Origin of the sequence: Bifidobacterium vansinderenii, assembly GCF_002234915.1 — a bacterium.
GTDB classification, from domain to species: Bacteria; Actinomycetota; Actinomycetes; order Actinomycetales; family Bifidobacteriaceae; genus Galliscardovia; species Galliscardovia vansinderenii.
On the sequence record NZ_NEWD01000050.1, the window covers coordinates 1 to 16,832 of the forward strand.

The following is a 16,832-nucleotide window of genomic DNA, read 5'->3' on the forward strand; positions in this document are numbered from 1 at the left end:
TACCAGCGTCCGTCCCTGACAAAGAACAGGTTCGCGTTGGTGGCCTCGCACACCTCGCCCCGGGAGTTGAGGAACACCGCTCCGTCGAATCCCCGTTCGCGCGCCTTGCGGAATTCGAGGATGTTGTCGCCCTGGTTGAGGGTCTTGTGGTAGGTCAGCGGGGAGCGTTCGTTACGCCGCGACTCGCACCATTCAAGACGCAGGGCGTGGCCCGGCTCCCAGTCGTCGTAGGGGTTCGCTCGATCGGTGATCACGGTGTTCGCCTCGGAGACGATGACCTTGACCACGGCGGACGGACTTCCCTCCAGTCCGGCCTGATGCAGGTGCTCGCCGAGGAGCCAGCGCAGGTCGTCGTCGCTCGGTGCGGTGATGTTCAGCGCCTCGGCGCCCTTGCGCAGACGGTCCAGATGCCTGTCGAGCATCATGATCCGGCCGGCGCGCAGCGCCATGGTCTCGAATACGCCGAGACCGAACTGGTAGCCGTCGTCCATGGCGATCATCCTAGCGGCGGGCCTGTTCTCGTCCCCGTGCGATTCGGCGTTCTCATTCTCGGCATCGGACTGTGCCGTGGTCTCCTCCGTCGGTTCCGTCACGTGCCGTTCGTCATCGTTCGATTCAGTCATGCCATCCCTTTCGCATGTCGCACCCCAAGGCGGACAGGAGGGCCTCGGTCTTCTGCATGGCCTCGTCGTACTCGAAGTCCGGATCCGAATCGAGCGTCACTCCCCCGCCACCGCCGATACTATACGCGCCGCCGACACGGGCCTTCCCCTGATGTATCGCCATGCGAATCAGAATGCTCAGGTCACAGTCCCCCGATGCGTCGATGTAGCCGAGACTGCCGGTATAGGCGCCGCGCGCACTGCGTTCGTAGCAGTCGATCAGCGTCATGGCGCTGTGCTTGGGCGCGCCGGTGATCGACCCGCCCGGACTCATGACATTCAGCACGTCCGTGATCGAACGGCCGGGAGCGATGTCCGCCTCCACGGTGGAGACCAGATGGAAGACATGCGGGTAGGTCTCCAGTTCGGCGAATCCGGTGGTGGCCACGGTTCCGGGGACGGCGATGCGGCTGAGATCGTTGCGTTCCAGATCGGTGATCATGAGCAGTTCGCTGCGGTCCTTGAACGAATGCTCGAGCTCCGCGCGCAGACGATCGTCCTCGTCCGGGGTGCCGCCGCGCGGACGGGTGCCCTTGATCGGCCGGGTGACGACGTGACGACCACGGCTTTCCAGGAACCGTTCGGGGGACGAACTGATGATCTGCCAGTCGCCGGCGTCGACGTATGCCATGAACGGCGCCGGGTTGTCGGCGCGGAGACGGTCGAACATGACAGGCGGTGTGACGGGACTGTCGACATGCAGTCGCAGCGAATAGTTCGTCACGTAGATGTCGCCGTCGCGCATGTGTCCAAGCAGCGCCTCGATGCCGGAACGGTACGAGCCACGATCGTGATCGGACGTCCACGTGGCGCACGCGTCGGCGCTTTCGACGGCCGCGCCATGCGAACGCGGGCCACCGTGTTCAGCGGACCCATCGTCTTCGTTGCCGCCGGCGCCATCCCACAGTTCGACGACGCGATCGGCCGCGCCCGGCACATGTCGACGATCGACCAGCGTGACCGTACCGGCAGCATGGTCCTCGACGAGGATGACGTCGAACCACCACCAGGCGGCGTCGGGCATGACCGGCCCGTCATGACGGGATCGGATGCCGTCACGACGCAGACCGTCGTCGTACGACATGAACCCCATGACGCCATCGGCCATCGGCAGGCGCAATCCCGTGACGGGGTCGGCCACGACCGGCGCTGGACGTTCCGCACAGTATCCGGCGAGCCAGTCGCCCAGCACGGTCAACGCATCGCCGGGCACGGCACGACCGGCCCACCGACCGTCGCAGGCCAGCGACTCGTCGACCACGTCGCCGCCGATCTGCATCAGCCGACGATAGGGATACAGGCCGAGCATCGTATACCGGCCTCCCCTGGCCGAATGCAGCAGCATCATGACACGCCCGTCGGCGAGCGCCGCGGCCATGTCGGCAAGCGGACGGTGCGGCAGCGAACGTATACGAAGATCCGTCATCACGGTGCGCTCTCCGATCATGCCCCGGCAGACTTAGACGGTTTGGCCACGGCGGACGCATGCGGGCGATGCTTCCACGACAGATCGTCGAGCAGCTGGTTCGCCCAGTCGAGCACGCCCTGGGAGTCCATGGGGCCAGACCCCATAGAGCCTTGGAACGGAGCCGGAATCAGGTACTGGTGGGTGAGCGGACGGTATTGCAGTCCCTTGTAGATGCGCGCCATGCGCATCGCCACCGATTCGGGCGGATCGATCCTGCCGACGCGCACGTTGCGCCCCTGGGTCACGATCTCCTCGAGCCCCAGCTCACGGGCGCGGGCGCGCAGGCGGGCCACGGCGAAGAGCGTGTCGAGCTGTGCGGGAGGCGTGCCGTATCGGTCGGTGAGCTCCTCGCGCAGTTCGCGGAAGTCGTTCTCGTCGCGCGCGGCGGCCATCTTGCGGTAGGCCTCAAGCCTGAGCTTGTCGGAGTCGATGTATTCCTCGGGGATCGACGCGTCCACCGGCAGGTCGACGGTCACCGACACCGGTTCCCTGCGGTCCGGCTCCTTGTACTCCTCCACGGCCTCGGAGACCATGCGCACATACAGGTCGAATCCCACGCCTTCGATGTGTCCGGACTGTTCGCCGCCGAGCAGGTTGCCGGTGCCGCGCAGTTCGAGATCCTTCATGGCCACATCGTATCCGGAGCCGAGTGCCGTGTTCTGCGCGATGGTGGCCAAACGGTCGTGCGCGGTCTGCGTCATCGTCTTGGACGGGTCGTACAGGAAGTACGCGTAGGCGCGCTCGCGACCTCGACCCACGCGGCCGCGCAGCTGGTGCAGCTGGGAGAGGCCGAACCGGTCGGCGTGGTCCACGATCAGCGTGTTCGCGTTGGAGATGTCAAGTCCCGTTTCGATGATCGTGGTGCACAGCAGCACGTCGATGTCACGATGCCAGAAGTCGCGGATCACTGCGTCGAGCTGCTTTTCGCCCATCTTGCCGTGCGCGATGCCGATGTTCGCCTCCGGCACGAGCTCCTTGAGATGCGCGGCGAGCCGGTCGATGCCGTCCACGCGGTTGTGCACGTAGAACACCTGTCCGCCGCGCAGCAGCTCACGCCGGATTGCGGCGGTGACCTGCGCGTCCTCGTAGGCGCCCACGTATGTGAGCACCGGCAGACGATCCTCCGGGGGCGTGGCGAGCGTGGACATCTCGCGGATGCCGGTGATCGCCATCTCCAGCGTGCGCGGGATGGGCGTGGCCGACAGGCTCAGCACGTCCACGTTCGTGCGCAGCGCCTTAAGCGCCTCCTTGTGTTCCACGCCGAAGCGCTGCTCCTCGTCGATGATGACGAGGCCGAGGTCCTTGAACCGGATCTTGGGGCTGAGCAGCTTGTGCGTGCCGATCACCACGTCCACGGTTCCGGCGGCCAGCCCTTCGGTGGTCTCCTTGAGCTGCTTGGCGGTCTGGAACCGGCTCATGGCGGCCACGTTCACGGGAAAGCCCTCGAACCGTTCGGTGAAGGTCTCGTAGTGCTGCTGCACGAGCAGCGTGGTGGGCACGAGCACGGCCACCTGCTTGGAGTCCTGCACGGCCTTGAATGCGGCGCGCAGGGCGATCTCGGTCTTGCCGAAGCCCACGTCGCCGCAGATCAGACGATCCATCGGCACGGGCTTCTCCATGTCGGCCTTCACCTCATCGATGGTGGTGAGCTGGTCGGCGGTCTCCTGATACGGGAAGGCGTCCTCAAGCTCCTTCTGCCACGGGGTGTCGGGGCTGAACGCGAAGCCCTTCGCATGCTGGCGCGCCGAATAGAGCTTCACCAGATCTTGGGCGATGCGCTTGACGTGCTTGCGGGCCTTCTCCTTGGTGGCCGCCCAGTCGGAGCCTCCAAGTTTGTTGAGCTTGGGCACGTCGGCGCCCACATACTTGCTGACCTTGTCGAGCTGATCGGTGGGGATGAACAGACGGTCCGCCGGGGCGCCGCGCTTGCTGGGCGCATACTCCACGACCAAGTACTCGCGCTGGGAGCGGGCCTTGCCGGCGCCGATCGTGCGCTGGCGCATCTCGATGAACCGGCCGATGCCATGCTGGTCGTGCACCACGTAGTCGCCCGGCTTGAGCTCCATGAGGTCGATGGCCTTGCGGCGACGCTTGGGGGTCTTCGCCTGGGCGGCCACGCCGGACTTGCCGGTCAGATCGCGTTCGGTGAGCAATGCCACGCCGGCCGCCGCGTCAATGAATCCATCGACCGCGCACGAGGGCACATAGTCGATGCTGGCGATGCCGGCCATGTCGAGCGCGCGGCGCAGACGGGACAGCGTGCCCTTCGCCGCGGCGGTGACCGTGACGGCCATGCCGCGTTCGAGCAGTCCCTCCACGCCGGCCGTGGCGCGGGATTCCACGCCACGGTATTCGTCGGGGGCCTCGGCGGCGAGCTGCACGTGGCCGTCGCGGGAATCGTCCACCGTGAAGTCGGTGAGCTGCCAGACCTGACGGTCGGAGACGATCAGGGAGCGCACGGCGTCGTCGTAGTCGATGAAGCTGGCCTCGTCGAAGCTGATCGGCGCGCCGGACCCGTTGCCGGACGCGGCCACGTGCCAGCTGGCGGCGAGGAATTCGTCGGCGGTCTTGTTCAGGTCCTCACTGGCGCGACGCAGTCGTTCCGGGTCGCACAGCATGACGACCGAACGGGACGGCAGCAGCGACGCGACGGGAGCCAGATCGTCCACGAGCGCCGGCAGCAGCGATTCCATGCCTTCCACCGGAATGGCCTGGGCGATCGATTCGAGCATGTCCGATGCGGCGGGGATCTGGTCGATCAGCGACTTGGCACGGGTGCGCACGGCGTCGGTGAGCTGCAGTTCGCGGCATGGCGTGGCCCAGATGGCGGTCACGTTGTCGCCGTAGGTGCGCTGATCGGAGGCGTGGAATTCACGGATCGTATCGATCTCGTCGCCGAAGAACTCGATGCGTACCGGGTGGGCAGCGGTGGGCGGGAATATGTCGAGGATGCCGCCGCGTACGGCGAATTCACCACGGTCCATGACCAGTTCGGTACGCGTGTAGGCGTTGCGGATCAGCCTCCGCACGGCGTCGTCGAGCGCCAGCTCCACGCCGGGGCGGAACACCAGGGGTTCCACGTCGCCCAGTCCGGCAACGACCGGTTGGATCAGCGAGCGGACCGGCATGACGAGGATGCGAATGGGGCCGAACATGTCGTCGCCGTCCTGCGGATGGGCGAGGCGGCGGAACACGGCCATGCGGCTCGCCACGGTGTCGCTGCGCGGCGAAAGCCGCTCATGGGGCAGCGTCTCCCATGCCTGCAGCACGGCGATGTCGTTGGGGTTGCCGGCATACCAGGAGCGCAGCGACTGTGCGGCCTCCTCGGCGTCGCGGCTCGACGGCACCACCATGATCACGGTTCGGCGAGCATCAACGGAGACGCCGTCGTCGGCCGCGCACACGGCCGCGGCCAGCGCCGGACGGATGCCGAGCGGCGCACCGATGGTCAGCTGCGGTTCGAGAGCCGCGGCAGATCCCGTGTCCCCTCCCCCGTTCACGATGTCGGAGAACGACCTGTCGCCGGCAAGGGCGGCGAGCAGTGGGGCGAGCGTGCCGTCGACCGTGCCGGCGGTACGCTCATCGGCCATTGAACTTCTCCTGGGCGTGGCTCAGTCCGTCGATGATGATCGTCTCGGCGGCGTCCGCACCGTCGGCAAGGAACTCGGGCAGCTGCTTGCGCTGCTGGGGGGAGAATCCGCCGAGCACCCAGTTGACCGTGTTGTCGTGCGCGTGCGGGCCGCGCTGTGCGTGTCCGACGCCCAGACGGACGCGGGAGTACTTGTTGGTGCCGAGCGAACGGTCGATGGACTTGATGCCGTTGTGTCCGCCGGCCGAGCCGCCGGCCTTGACCTTGATGCGGCCGAAGTCGAGATCCATGTCATCGTGGATCACCACGATGTGCTCGGCGGGGATGTCATAGTAGGCGCTGATCGACGAGACGGCGTTGCCGGACTCGTTCATGTAGGTCAGCGGCTTGGCGAGGAAGAACTTGACCCTCTGCCCGCCGAGCGACATCACTCCCTTGCCGAGCTTGGCGAGTCCCTTGTGGTCGGAAAGATTCACCGACCAGCGTTCGGCGAGCACGTCGGCGCACATGAAGCCCATGTTGTGGCGCGTGCTCTCGTATTTCGCACCGGGATTGCCCAGTCCTGCGATCAGCCAGAAATCGGATGCCATCACTTCCCCTGTTCGTTGGTGTCGGTGTTCTCGTTCGTATGATCGGAGTCGTCGCGCAACTCGTCGAGGTTCTTGTACCAGTACGCCACGTCGAGCAGACGGGTGCCGTTGCAGCACGCCGCGGGCAGGTATCCGTAGCGTTCGAAGCCGAACTTGTGCATGAGCGCGGTGGAGCCCACGTTGTCGGCGAACACCACGCACACGGCGATGCGGAAGCCGATGCGGGTGGCGGCCTTGACCAGCCAGTCGACCAGCATGGTGCCCAGGCCCTGCTTGGCGTAGGCCTTGTCCACGTAGTAGCTGAACTCGGTGATGTCGGAGTAGCCGGCACGGGCGTGGTACTTCGACAGGGACGCGAATCCGGCCACCTTGCCGTCGACCTCGATGACGACGACCGGGTACTGGTCACGGGGATTGTGCGAATACACCCATTCGCGACGCTGGTCGAGGTTGCGCGGGGTGAGGTCGGCCGTGCTGCCGCCGACAACGACCGCCATGTTGTAGATACGAGTGATGTCGTTCAGATCGGCGTCCACGGCGTCGCGGATCACGATGGTCCGTCCCTGAGAATACGTGGTGGAATAGGTCTCATTCAATAACTGCACGGCAACAGTGTATACCGGCATAGGAAAAAGGCCTCCGCCGGGAGAACACCCGGCGGAGGCCTTTACTGGTCAGGCGCGGATCGCGACCACGTCACGGTCACTGCCCGGACAGCTGCATGGCCTTGTTCAGAGCCTCCTGCAGCTTCTGCTGGGCCTCGCCGTAGGCGCTCCAGTCGCCGTTCTTCATGGCGGTGTCGGAGTCCTGCATGGCTTGGCCTGCGTCCTTGAGCGCCTGCTGGAGCTCGGGCGACATCGTGGCCGTGCCCGAGGAGCCTGAGGACTGGTCGCCGGACGCGTCGGACTTGCCGGAATCCGACGAACCGTTCTGCTGATCCGTGGACGGGGTCGACGTCGAGGAGGAGCCGTCGGCGGCGTCGCCGGCCGAGGCGCCGGAGTCTCCGCCGAACACCTGGTCGAGCGCCTCGTCGAGCGTGTCGGCGAATCCGACCTGGTCGCCGAACGCCACGAGCACCTTCTTCAGCAGCGGATAGCTGGTGGAGCCGCTCGACTTGACGTACACCGGCTGCACGTACACCAGGCCGCCGCCGAGCGGCAGGGTAAGCAGGTTGCCGCGCTCCACGTTGGTGGAGCCGGATTCGAGCAGGTTGAGCTCCTTGGACACGTCGGCGTTGGCGTTGAAGTTGTTCTGCGCCTGGCCGGGGCCCGGGACGTTGGTGTTCTTGGGCAGTTCGAGCAGTCGCAGCGTACCGTAGCTCTTGCCGATCACGCCCTTCTCACTGCCCGCGTCCGAGTCCACGGACAGGAATCCGGTGAGGATCTCCCTGGTGGACGAACCCGCGGGAATGTAGGTGGAGGTGAGCGAGAACGTGGGCTCCTTGGTTCCCGGGGTCTGCATGGTCAGGTAGTAGGGCGGCTGCTTGATGCCTGCGGCCTGGTCCTTCTTCGACTCCGTCGGATCGGTGGGCGTCTGCCAGAAGTCCTCGCCGGAGAAGAACTGGTTGGCGCTCGTGACGTGGTACTGGGCGAGCAGCGAGCGCTGCACCTTGAACAGGCTCTCGGGGTAGCGCATGTGGCTCATCAGGTCGCCGCTGATCTCGGAGATCGGCTTGTACTGGTTGGGGAAGATGCTCTCCCACGCCTTGAGCACCGGGTCGTCGGTGTCCCATGCGTACAGGTCGACCGAACCGTCGTAGGCGTCGACCACAGCCTTGACCGAGTTGCGGATGTAGTTGGCCTCCTGGGAGCCGAGTCCCTTGACGGTGTTGGAGGTCTCCGTCAGCGAGTCGGTGGTGGCGGTGCCCAGATCGGTCTTCTGCGAGTACGGGTAGGCGTCGGAGGTGGTGTAGCCGTCGACGATCCACTTGACGCGGCCGTCCACCACGGCCGGGTAGACGCGGCCGTCGAGCGTGAGGTAGGGCGCCACCTTGGCGACGCGGGTCTGCGGGTCGCGATCGTAGAGGATCTGCGACTGGTCGTTCACGCGGTCGGAGAACAGGATCTGGTCGGATCCGAAACGGATCGCGTACAGGATGCGGGTGAACAGGTTGCCGATGCTCGGTCCGCCGTTGCCGGTGAACGTGGTGGTGGCACCCTGCGAGCCGGTCGGGTAGTCAAACTCCCAGGATGACGTGCCCTTGGGTGCGCCGACGATCGAGTAGTCGGGCGAGTTCGGGGAGAAGTAGATGCGCGGCTCGTACTTCTGCGATTCGGTGAGCTTGCCCTGGGTGGGCACGCCGTATTCGAAGAACTCGGGCTGGCCGTCGGCGGTCACCTTGTTGCCGTAGGCCGCGACGACGCCGTAGCCGTGCGTGTACACGGTGTGGTCGTTGACCCAGTTGCGGTTGTCGTTGCCGGCGAGGTTGATGTCGCGCACGCCGATGACCGTGTCCTGGCTCACGCCGTCGATCTCGTACTTGTCCACGGCGAGCGTGTCGGCGAAGGTGTAGTACTGCTTGGACTGCTGCAGCTGCTTGAACGTCGGGGAGACGACCTGCGGGTCGAGCAGTCGGATCTGTGCGGTGGATTCGGCGTCGGAGGCCAGTGCGCCGGACTGGCCGGCGGTGGTGGCGTCGTACTTCTCCACCTTGATGTTGTCCAGACCGTAGGCCTTGGTGGTGGCGTCGATGTTGCGCTGGATGTATGTGGATTCGAGCTCCTGCGCGTTCGGGTTCACCTTGAAGCGCTGCAGCAGGACCGGGTAGATGACGGTGAGCAGCATGGAGGCGACGACGACCACGGCGATGGCGACCACGGGGGTGCGCCATGCCTTGAGCGCCTCGCCGGCGGATGCGGCCGGGGTGGCGTTGCTCAGCGACTTGGTAGTCATGATCCACACGCCGATCACCAGGCCCAGCAGTGCGACGAGCACGGCCATAACGAAGGTGACGGGGATGGTGGCGTGCACGGACGCGTAGGCGGCGCCGGTGATGCGATCGCCCTGTTCGGTGAGCGTGGAGAACACGCCGAGACCCATGCGCACGGCCCATGCGAGGAAGAAGAGGATGAGCCAGACGCCGATCTGGCGGCGGGCGCGCTTGGTCATGTCGAAGATGGAGCGTCCCTGCGTGGGCATGGCGAGTCGGATGCCGCCCATGAGCACGTGGGTGATCACGGAGAACACCAGACCCATGGCCAGCAGGGTGAACACGGCCATGACGACGAGCTTGAGGCCGGGCAGGATGAACACGTAGAAGCCGGTGTCGAGACCGAACTGCGGATCCTTGGAGCCGAACGACTGGTTGTGGAACAGCAGGAGCACCTCGGCCCAGTTGGCGTTGAACTGGGCGCCGAACACCAGACCGACGAGCAGGGAGATGATGAACGCGACGCGACGCGCCAGCTTGGAGCCGACGCCGGGCTCGATCTCCATCACGCCGTCGCGGATGCGGATCTTGCTGCCGTCGTCGAAGTCGGGGCGGGCCCGGATGGCGAGCAGCGCGGACACGTAGGCGACCAGCGCCACCAGGATCGCGTACGCCGCCCACAGGCCGATGCGCACGCCGTAGGTGGTCCAGATCACGCTGGAGAAACCGAGCTGCGTGTACCACATGACCTCGGTGATGAACCGGGACAGGCCGAAGACCAGGCCGACGACGACCAGCAGGGCCACCACCACGCCGATGAAGATCTTGTTGCCGCGGCTCATGCCCTCGGCGGAGCCTCCGGCCGAGCTACGCGGGATGCGGGGAAAATTCGGGGGAACATTGCCGTTGCCGCGACCGGAACCCGAGGAGCCGCGATGCTCCTCGCGGCGCTCGTCGCCGTCGACGGTCACATTGAGGATCGTGGGATCGTCATCGTCCCGTCCTCGTGAGCCACGTCGACCGTCACGGGGGTCGAAGGGGTCGGGGATTCCAAACATATCGAATAAAGACATGCATCCACCTTACCGTAGTCTGGTAAAAGATTGGAAAACTGCGGAAAATGCGGTGGGAAACGTTTGTACCGTTGGCGACGGCCCGATTTCATCCACGGCGTAACGCCGCGGCGCGAGACGTATATACGTATGTCCGACACGCTATTCGATGACGACGGGAGTGCCTCCGGGAAGCTGCTCGTACAGCCATTTCGCGTCGGCGACGCTCAGACGCACACATCCGTGGGATGCGGGCACGCCCAGCTTTTCGGCCTCGGCGACGATGTATTCGCCGTCCTGATCGGTGGGCACGGTATGGAACAGGTACTCGCCGTAGTTAGCCCACGACACCCAGTACCTGGCGCCCATGTTCTCCTCGCTGTTGAAGAAATCCTCGCCGCGGTTCTGCACGGTATAGCTGCCGGTGGGCGTGGAACCGTCCATGCCGGTGGAACAGATCATCGTGTAGACCACGGTGTCGCCGCTCTTGACGTAGACCTTCTGATCGGCGATCGACACTCGGATGTTGAGATCGTCCACTTGGGAAAGATCGACGTAGTCGCCGCCGCTGGGCAACATCCATGAGGGATTGTCGGAGCCGTCATCCACTGCGGCGGGCACAGCCAACGCATGCTTGGTCCTGGACGAGGACCCCGAAGATGCCGCGGAGCGAGCCGCTGCGGACGACGATCCACCGGCCTGCGCGATCGACGTGGAGGACTGCCCGTCCATGAACGCGGACGGCCCCTTGGGCACGATCACACACAGCGAGGCCACCGTGAACACCACGCAGGAGACGATGAGCACGCGGGTGGGCTTGTCGAACAGGCGGAGGAAGGACGCGATCATCGCGAATATGTTGAGACGGATCGCGCGTACCCTGCGACGTCGGTCATTGTTGGATGCTGCCATTTGCCTCACCTCGTTCGTCCGCACTGCGTTCCGTTGCGCACCGGCCCCCTTCCAGATCACACGGCACGCGAATTCACCGTCATATAGGGTAGCACTCGCGGCCACCGTGTTCCCGTTTCCTTGGAACGGGGGCGTGCTATCAAGGACTGTATGACGCATCAACGATCCCTGTCCACCCTCCCCCGTCGAGCCGCCGCATTCGCGGTCACCACCATGCTGCTGCTGGCCACGGCGGGCTGCTCCATGCCGTTGTTCCCCAGTGGGAACGATTCCTCCGCAAAATCCGCATCCTCATCGTCCAGCCCGTCGAGCTCCAAATCCGCGAAGAACGCCGGAAAGGACACCGACAAGAGCGGCACGCCGTCAACGGACTCCCAGACCACCTCGGCTCCCAGCGCGCAGGACAAGGCCAAGGAGATCCTAGCCACGATGAGCGTGGAGCAGAAGGCCGGCCAGCTGATGATGGTGCCCCTGTTCGCCGGCAACGGAGCCACGGACGTGCAGAATCTGGTGCAGAACGACCACGTGGGATCGGTGCTGCTGCTGGGCAACTGGAAGGGCGGCACCTCGGCGGTAGCGCAGGTGTCGTCGAAACTGCAGGGGTACACGTCGGGTGTGGGCCTGCTGATCTGCGCCGACCAGGAGGGCGGTCAGGTGCAGCATCTGACCGGTTCGGGATTCGATACCATGCCGTCTGCGGTCAAGCAGGGGCAGATGAGCGTGGATGATCTTCGCTCATCGGCGAAGACGTGGGGCTCCCAGCTCAAGTCCGCCGGCGTGAACGTGGATCTTGCGCCTGTGGCCGGTACCGTGCAGACGGCCAACCGCAGTCAGAACGCGCCCATCGGCGCACTCGACCGCGACTTCGGTCTGGATGCGGCCGGCAACGGCCAGCACGCCGCCGCGTTCGTCAACGGCATGCGGGACGCGGGCGTGATGAGCTCGATCAAGCATTTCCCCGGTCTCGGCGGCGTGACCGGCAACACCGACTTCACCGATTCCGGCATCACCGACACGACCACCACGCTGGACGGAGGGCAGATCGAAGGCTTCCGTCAGGCGCTGCAGGCCAACCCGGACATGGTGATGATGTCGCTGGCCACCTACTCGCAGATCGACCCGAACGAGCCGGCCGCGTTCTCCTCGGCGATTCTCAACGATTATCTGCGCGGCACGCTGGGATATCAGGGCGTGGTCACCTCCGATTCGATGTCCGCTGCGGCGCTTGGATCCATCCCGGCCAAGGAGCTCGGCGTACGATTCGTGTCGGCGGGCGGCGACCTGATCTGCATCGGCGCGAACGAATACGTGCAGCCGATTCTCACCGGCCTGGTGCAGAAGGCCCAGTCGGATCCCGCGTTCGCCCAGCAGGTGGATCAGGCGGCGCTGCGCGTGCTCACGCTGAAGGTCAACGCCGGCCTGGTGAGCTGACGCCATCCGCGGTTCTCCGACGTTTCCCGGCGAGGAAGGCTATCATCGAATTATGTTGCCAGCAGAACGAATGAGTGCGGTGGCATTCGCCGCAAAGAACTGCGCCCTGGAATCGATGACGATCAGCGGACGCGCCATGCAGGCCGCCCGGGACTACGAGTCGGGCATGATTCATCTTGACGAATTCGTCTCGGCGTGTTCGTCGGATGACGCCGATGCGGGCTCCGGAAACGGCAGGGATATCAAGGATCTCGGCGACGCCGTGTTCGCCCGTACCGTGGTGTTCGCAAGCCGCCCGTCCTCGGGCGGCGGTCTCGCCGAACTACGGGCCATCCATGCCACGTTGTTCGGCGGAGTGCGCGCCGACGCCGGCGAGATTCGCACACACGACACCACCAGCGCCGCATCGGCGGGAGGCATCGGCGCCAGCGCCCAGGCGTTCTTCCCCGCGGCCCTGCTGGAGACCGGCGCCGCGAACATCGCATCGGAACTCGCCGAGGCCCGCGATCTCAAATGTCTGGATCGTCCGGTCTTCGTGACCAAGCTTGCTCACTTCTATGACGAACTGGGCTATCTGCATCCCTTCGCCTATGGCAACGCGATGACGCTGCGCATCTTCGCCTCGCGTCTGGCGCACACCGCCGGCTGGGATCTCGACTGGGGCCCGGTGACCCGCGAACGGTATCGCGGCGCCAAGATGAGCGCATACAACGGGGACCTGTCTGGATTCTGTGAGATGTTCGACGAGATCGTGCGTCCGGCGAATCCGACGCGCGTGTTCCTTATCGCCGGCTGGGATCAGGGTCCGGCGCACTGACGGCGCTGCCAGCACTGACGGCCGGATCTGAATCGGCGCGCTCGGCGACGCCATCATCATGGTGGCTATCGTTCTTCGCGCGCCTTTTCTTCGGCAGGTGCAGTTCCGACAGCAGGATCGCGCAGAAGATCAGCGCGAATCCGGCGCCCACGGCCACGGTGAGCCGTTCGCCGTAGAAGATGACGGACACAAGCACGCCGAACAGGCTCTCCGTGCTGAGGATGATCGACGCCTGCGAAGTGGGCACGTAGCGAATGGCCACGGTCTGGAAGATCTGCGCGATAATCGTGGAACCGATGACCAGGTACGCGAGTCCGGCGATGATATGCCAGTCCGCCCACGACGGTTCGGGAGACGGTTCGGTCAGCACCGCGCCGCCGAGGAACAGCAGCGCGGTGAACACGAACTCCATGAACATGAGCGCCACGGGATCGAACTTCTTGGCCATGAAGCCCACTGCCACCAGATTCGCGGCGAAGAAGAACGCGCCCACGATCGTCACGGCGTCGCCGAAGCTCACGGACAGCAGCCCCGCGGCGGCGCCTTCGCTGAGCGACACGAATCCGATGCCCACGATGCACACGAACGCGGCGGCCATGTGCTGCCAGTTGGGCCGGCGTCGCGTGATCGCCCAGATCAGGAACGGCACCATCACGCAGTAGGTGTCGGTGAGGAAGGAGTTGCGTCCCGGGGCGATGGTCTTGAGCCCTTCAAGCTGGAACATGAATCCCAGCCAGTAGGTGACCGCCAGAATCAGTCCGGGGATGACCAGCCGGCGCAGATCGATCTTGCGCAGCTTCGGCAGGAAGATCACGCCCATCAGGATGGCGGCCGCCCCCAGTCGGAACGTCATCATCCACTGGGTGGGCACGGTCGTCTGAATGAACTTGAGGATCGTGTATCCGGATCCCCACACGGCCGCGTTCGTCAACAGCATCAGACGGGCCAACGATGGCGAGATGCCACGATTCGCACCATTCGTCGCGTTCAGAACCTCGCGTTCCGCCATCGCCCTGCGCTCCCACCTGTCTCACGGCCGCGACCATCGCGCGACCCCCATATCGATACAGCCGAAGAGATTATATCGAATCGGGACCGGCCTCGTTCCCCGGCGCGTTCCGCAGAACGACATCGATGGAACGCCATCGTAGACACGCGGCGTCGGTTGCGTTCGCACGGACCGTCGAATCACTATATATAGAAAGAGGAACGGGACGTCACTTCACGGAAACGAACGACTCACGACTTCACGGAACAGGAGGCTTCCCATGGCCGCTGCACATCATACGAGCCCGATCACGAACCCCGGAAACGGTTCGGACGGCATGACATCACAGAAGACATCACACGACAGCGCCGGCAGCGCCGCCGACGGCAACGCCCCCACTCCCCTGCGGTTCCCATTGCCCACGCATCCCATGCCGGACTGGGTCCGCTACGGCATCTGGTGGCACATCTATCCGCTGGGATTCGTCGGCGCCGAAATCCGGCCCGCCGGCGAGCGCACGTTCCGAGGCCGTGGGCTCGACTCGCTGATCGACTGGCTGGATTACGTCCGCAATCTGGGCGTCTCCGGCCTGCTGCTCGGCCCGATCTTCGAGTCCTCGTCGCATGGCTACGACACGTTGGACCACATGCACGTGGATGTGCGTCTGGGCGGCGATCCGGCGTTTGATCGGCTCGCCGAAGCCTGCCACGAGCGCGGTCTGCAGCTGGTGCTCGACGGCGTGTTCAACCATGTCGGCCGCGACCACCCCGCGGTGCGCGCCGCACTTGAAGGGGATACGGACAGTCCGTGGGCGGGTCTGGTTCATGTCGAGACCGGCGCGGACGGGCGTCCCACGCTGGCGGTGTTCGAGGGCCACGACCGTCTGGTGGATCTGGATCATTCGTCGCCGGCGACGGTGGAGTACGTGACGAGGGTGATGAACCATTGGCTGGATCGCGGCGCATCCGGCTGGCGGCTCGACGCCGCGTACGCCACGGATCCGTCGTTCTGGGCGAAGGTGCTGCCGCAGGTGAAGCACACCCACCCGTATTCGTGGATCTTCGGCGAGGTGATCCACGGCGACTATGCGCGGATCGTGGCCGATTCGACGATGGATTCGGTGACCGAGTACGAGTTGTGGAAGTCCGTGTGGTCGAGTCTGAAGACGCGGAACTTCTACGAATTGGACTGGACGCTGCATCGGCACAACGGGTTCCTCGACGCGTTCGTACCGCAGACGTTCATCGGCAACCACGACGTGACGCGCATCGCCAGTCAGGTGGGGCCGGCCAAGGCGGTGCTCGCGCTGGCGGTGCTGATGACGGTGGGCGGCGTGCCGAGCATCTACTACGGCGACGAGCAGGGGTATACGGGCGTCAAAGAGGAGCGTCTGGGCGGCGATGACGACATCCGGCCGATGTTCCCCGTCTCCCCCGCCGAACTGTCCGCGCTGGGCGCGCCGATCTACCGGGCGCATCAGGATCTGCTGGGCCTACGCCGACGTCACCCGTGGCTGGTCGAGGCGCGCACGGAGACGCTGACGCTGTCGAACGAGCATTACGTGTACCGTTCGGTCCCTGCCGACGGCGCGCATACGCTCACGGTGGAGCTCGACGTGTCCGATGCGCCGCGGGTGACGATCGTCGGCGAAAACGGCGAGACGTTGTACCGGATGGACGGCTTGGGAGTCTGACGGGCGAGTCTCCCTCATCAGGGGGAGACTCGCGGAAGGTGGAAGCTATTTGGTGTATTGGTCGAGGTGGTGGTCGACGGCGTGGACCACGTCCACCAGATCGCCGTTGCTGAGCAGCGGACGCTGGAACTCGCGCCACGGCTCCACCTTCACCTCCCAGCGTCCGGTCTCCTCGTTGAACACGGGGCGGGCGGTCTGCTCCCAGCGCACGCGCTGCGAGGTACGTCCGGTGTTGGGGTCGCGGCGGGAGTAGTGCAGGCAGGTGCAGTTGGTGATCGTCCACGCGTCGTCCGACGTGCGGTGGAGGAACTCCTCGTCGGAGATGTCCTCGAGGGTAAGCATGAGCGCGAACATGAAGTCGCCGTGGGTCACGGCCACCACGGATTCCGCCTCGGCGCGGCGGTTGAGCGAGGTGAGCAGGTTGTGCACGCGGTCCTCGGCCACGTCGGCGATGGACTCGCCTGCCGGCGGACGCCAGTAGAGCGGATCGGTGCGCTTGAACATCCAGTTGCGCGAGTAGTTCGTGCGGAACTCCTCCTGGGTGATGGTGCTGATCTCGCCCCAGGAGCGTTCGCGCAGCACGCGCGTCTCCTCCCATTTGGCCTTGGGCAGCGCCATCGTGGCCGCGGTCTCGCGCGTGCGCACGTACGGGGAGACCAGATACCGGTCGAACAGCGGCTGCTGGGAGACCAGCCAGCGGCCGATGCAGTCCGCCTGCTTGCGTCCGGTGGCGGTGAGCCTCCACGACCGGTCGGGGACCG

The 16,832-nt window shown here is 65.3% G+C and carries 12 protein-coding genes; 3 read left to right on the forward strand and 9 right to left on the reverse strand.

Going from position 1 to position 16,832, the window contains the following annotated elements:
- From Tam10B_RS12585 to Tam10B_RS12615, 7 genes are all read right to left on the reverse strand, one after another.
- The coding region (locus tag Tam10B_RS12585) for an aminotransferase class IV (protein WP_233133728.1) at positions 1-623 on the reverse strand (623 nt) is incomplete at its 3' end.
- Positions 616-2,088 carry an anthranilate synthase component I family protein gene (locus Tam10B_RS12590; RefSeq protein WP_233133729.1) on the reverse strand — a complete coding sequence of 491 codons (1,473 nt, stop codon included), beginning with the start codon at positions 2,086-2,088 and terminating at the stop codon, positions 616-618. The genes Tam10B_RS12585 and Tam10B_RS12590, both read right to left, overlap by 8 nt.
- 17 nt (positions 2,089-2,105) lie before the next feature.
- Positions 2,106-5,720: a transcription-repair coupling factor gene (gene mfd / locus Tam10B_RS12595; protein WP_093961581.1), complete on the reverse strand. Its 3,615-nt coding sequence runs from the start codon at positions 5,718-5,720 to the stop codon at positions 2,106-2,108.
- Positions 5,710-6,309 carry an aminoacyl-tRNA hydrolase gene (pth, locus tag Tam10B_RS12600; RefSeq protein WP_093961582.1) on the reverse strand — a complete coding sequence of 200 codons (600 nt, stop codon included), beginning with the start codon at positions 6,307-6,309 and terminating at the stop codon, positions 5,710-5,712. The genes mfd and pth overlap by 11 nt, the downstream gene beginning before the upstream one ends.
- Positions 6,309-6,935, reverse strand: coding sequence for a GNAT family N-acetyltransferase (locus Tam10B_RS12605; RefSeq protein WP_093961583.1), 627 nt, complete (start codon positions 6,933-6,935; stop codon positions 6,309-6,311). The genes pth and Tam10B_RS12605 overlap by 1 nt, the downstream gene beginning before the upstream one ends.
- A gap of 76 nt (positions 6,936-7,011) precedes the next feature.
- The gene (locus Tam10B_RS12610; protein ID WP_093961584.1) at positions 7,012-10,251 is read right to left on the reverse strand and encodes a UPF0182 family membrane protein; all 3,240 of its coding nucleotides are present in this window, start codon (positions 10,249-10,251) and stop codon (positions 7,012-7,014) included.
- A 141-nt stretch (positions 10,252-10,392) separates the two neighbouring features.
- On the reverse strand, positions 10,393-11,142 hold the full coding sequence (locus Tam10B_RS12615) for a L,D-transpeptidase (RefSeq protein WP_233133730.1): 750 nt from the start codon (positions 11,140-11,142) through the stop codon (positions 10,393-10,395).
- A gap of 150 nt (positions 11,143-11,292) precedes the next feature.
- Between Tam10B_RS12615 and Tam10B_RS12620 the strand changes: the two genes are divergently transcribed.
- Positions 11,293-12,573, forward strand: coding sequence for a glycoside hydrolase family 3 N-terminal domain-containing protein (locus tag Tam10B_RS12620; protein ID WP_408606680.1), 1,281 nt, complete (start codon positions 11,293-11,295; stop codon positions 12,571-12,573).
- A 52-nt stretch (positions 12,574-12,625) separates the two neighbouring features.
- Entirely contained in the window at positions 12,626-13,390 is a 765-nt protein-coding gene (locus tag Tam10B_RS12625; protein ID WP_093961585.1) for a Fic/DOC family protein, read from the forward strand.
- Here Tam10B_RS12625 and Tam10B_RS12630 read toward each other — a convergent pair.
- A complete protein-coding gene (locus Tam10B_RS12630) occupies positions 13,356-14,399 on the reverse strand; it encodes a DMT family transporter (RefSeq protein WP_093961586.1) in 1,044 nt (347 codons plus the stop codon). The two genes, Tam10B_RS12625 and Tam10B_RS12630, sit on opposite strands and share 35 nt — an antisense overlap.
- Positions 14,400-14,808: 409 nt before the next feature.
- On the opposite strand from Tam10B_RS12630, the gene Tam10B_RS12635 reads away from it, so the two are divergent.
- Complete coding sequence (locus Tam10B_RS12635) at positions 14,809-16,071, forward strand: alpha-amylase family protein (RefSeq protein WP_093961590.1); 1,263 nt, start codon at positions 14,809-14,811, stop codon at positions 16,069-16,071.
- Positions 16,072-16,116: 45 nt separating this feature from the next.
- On the opposite strand, the gene Tam10B_RS12640 is transcribed toward Tam10B_RS12635, so the two are convergent.
- Positions 16,117-16,832: histidine phosphatase family protein (locus Tam10B_RS12640; protein ID WP_093961587.1), on the reverse strand; the 716-nt coding region annotated here is incomplete at its 5' end.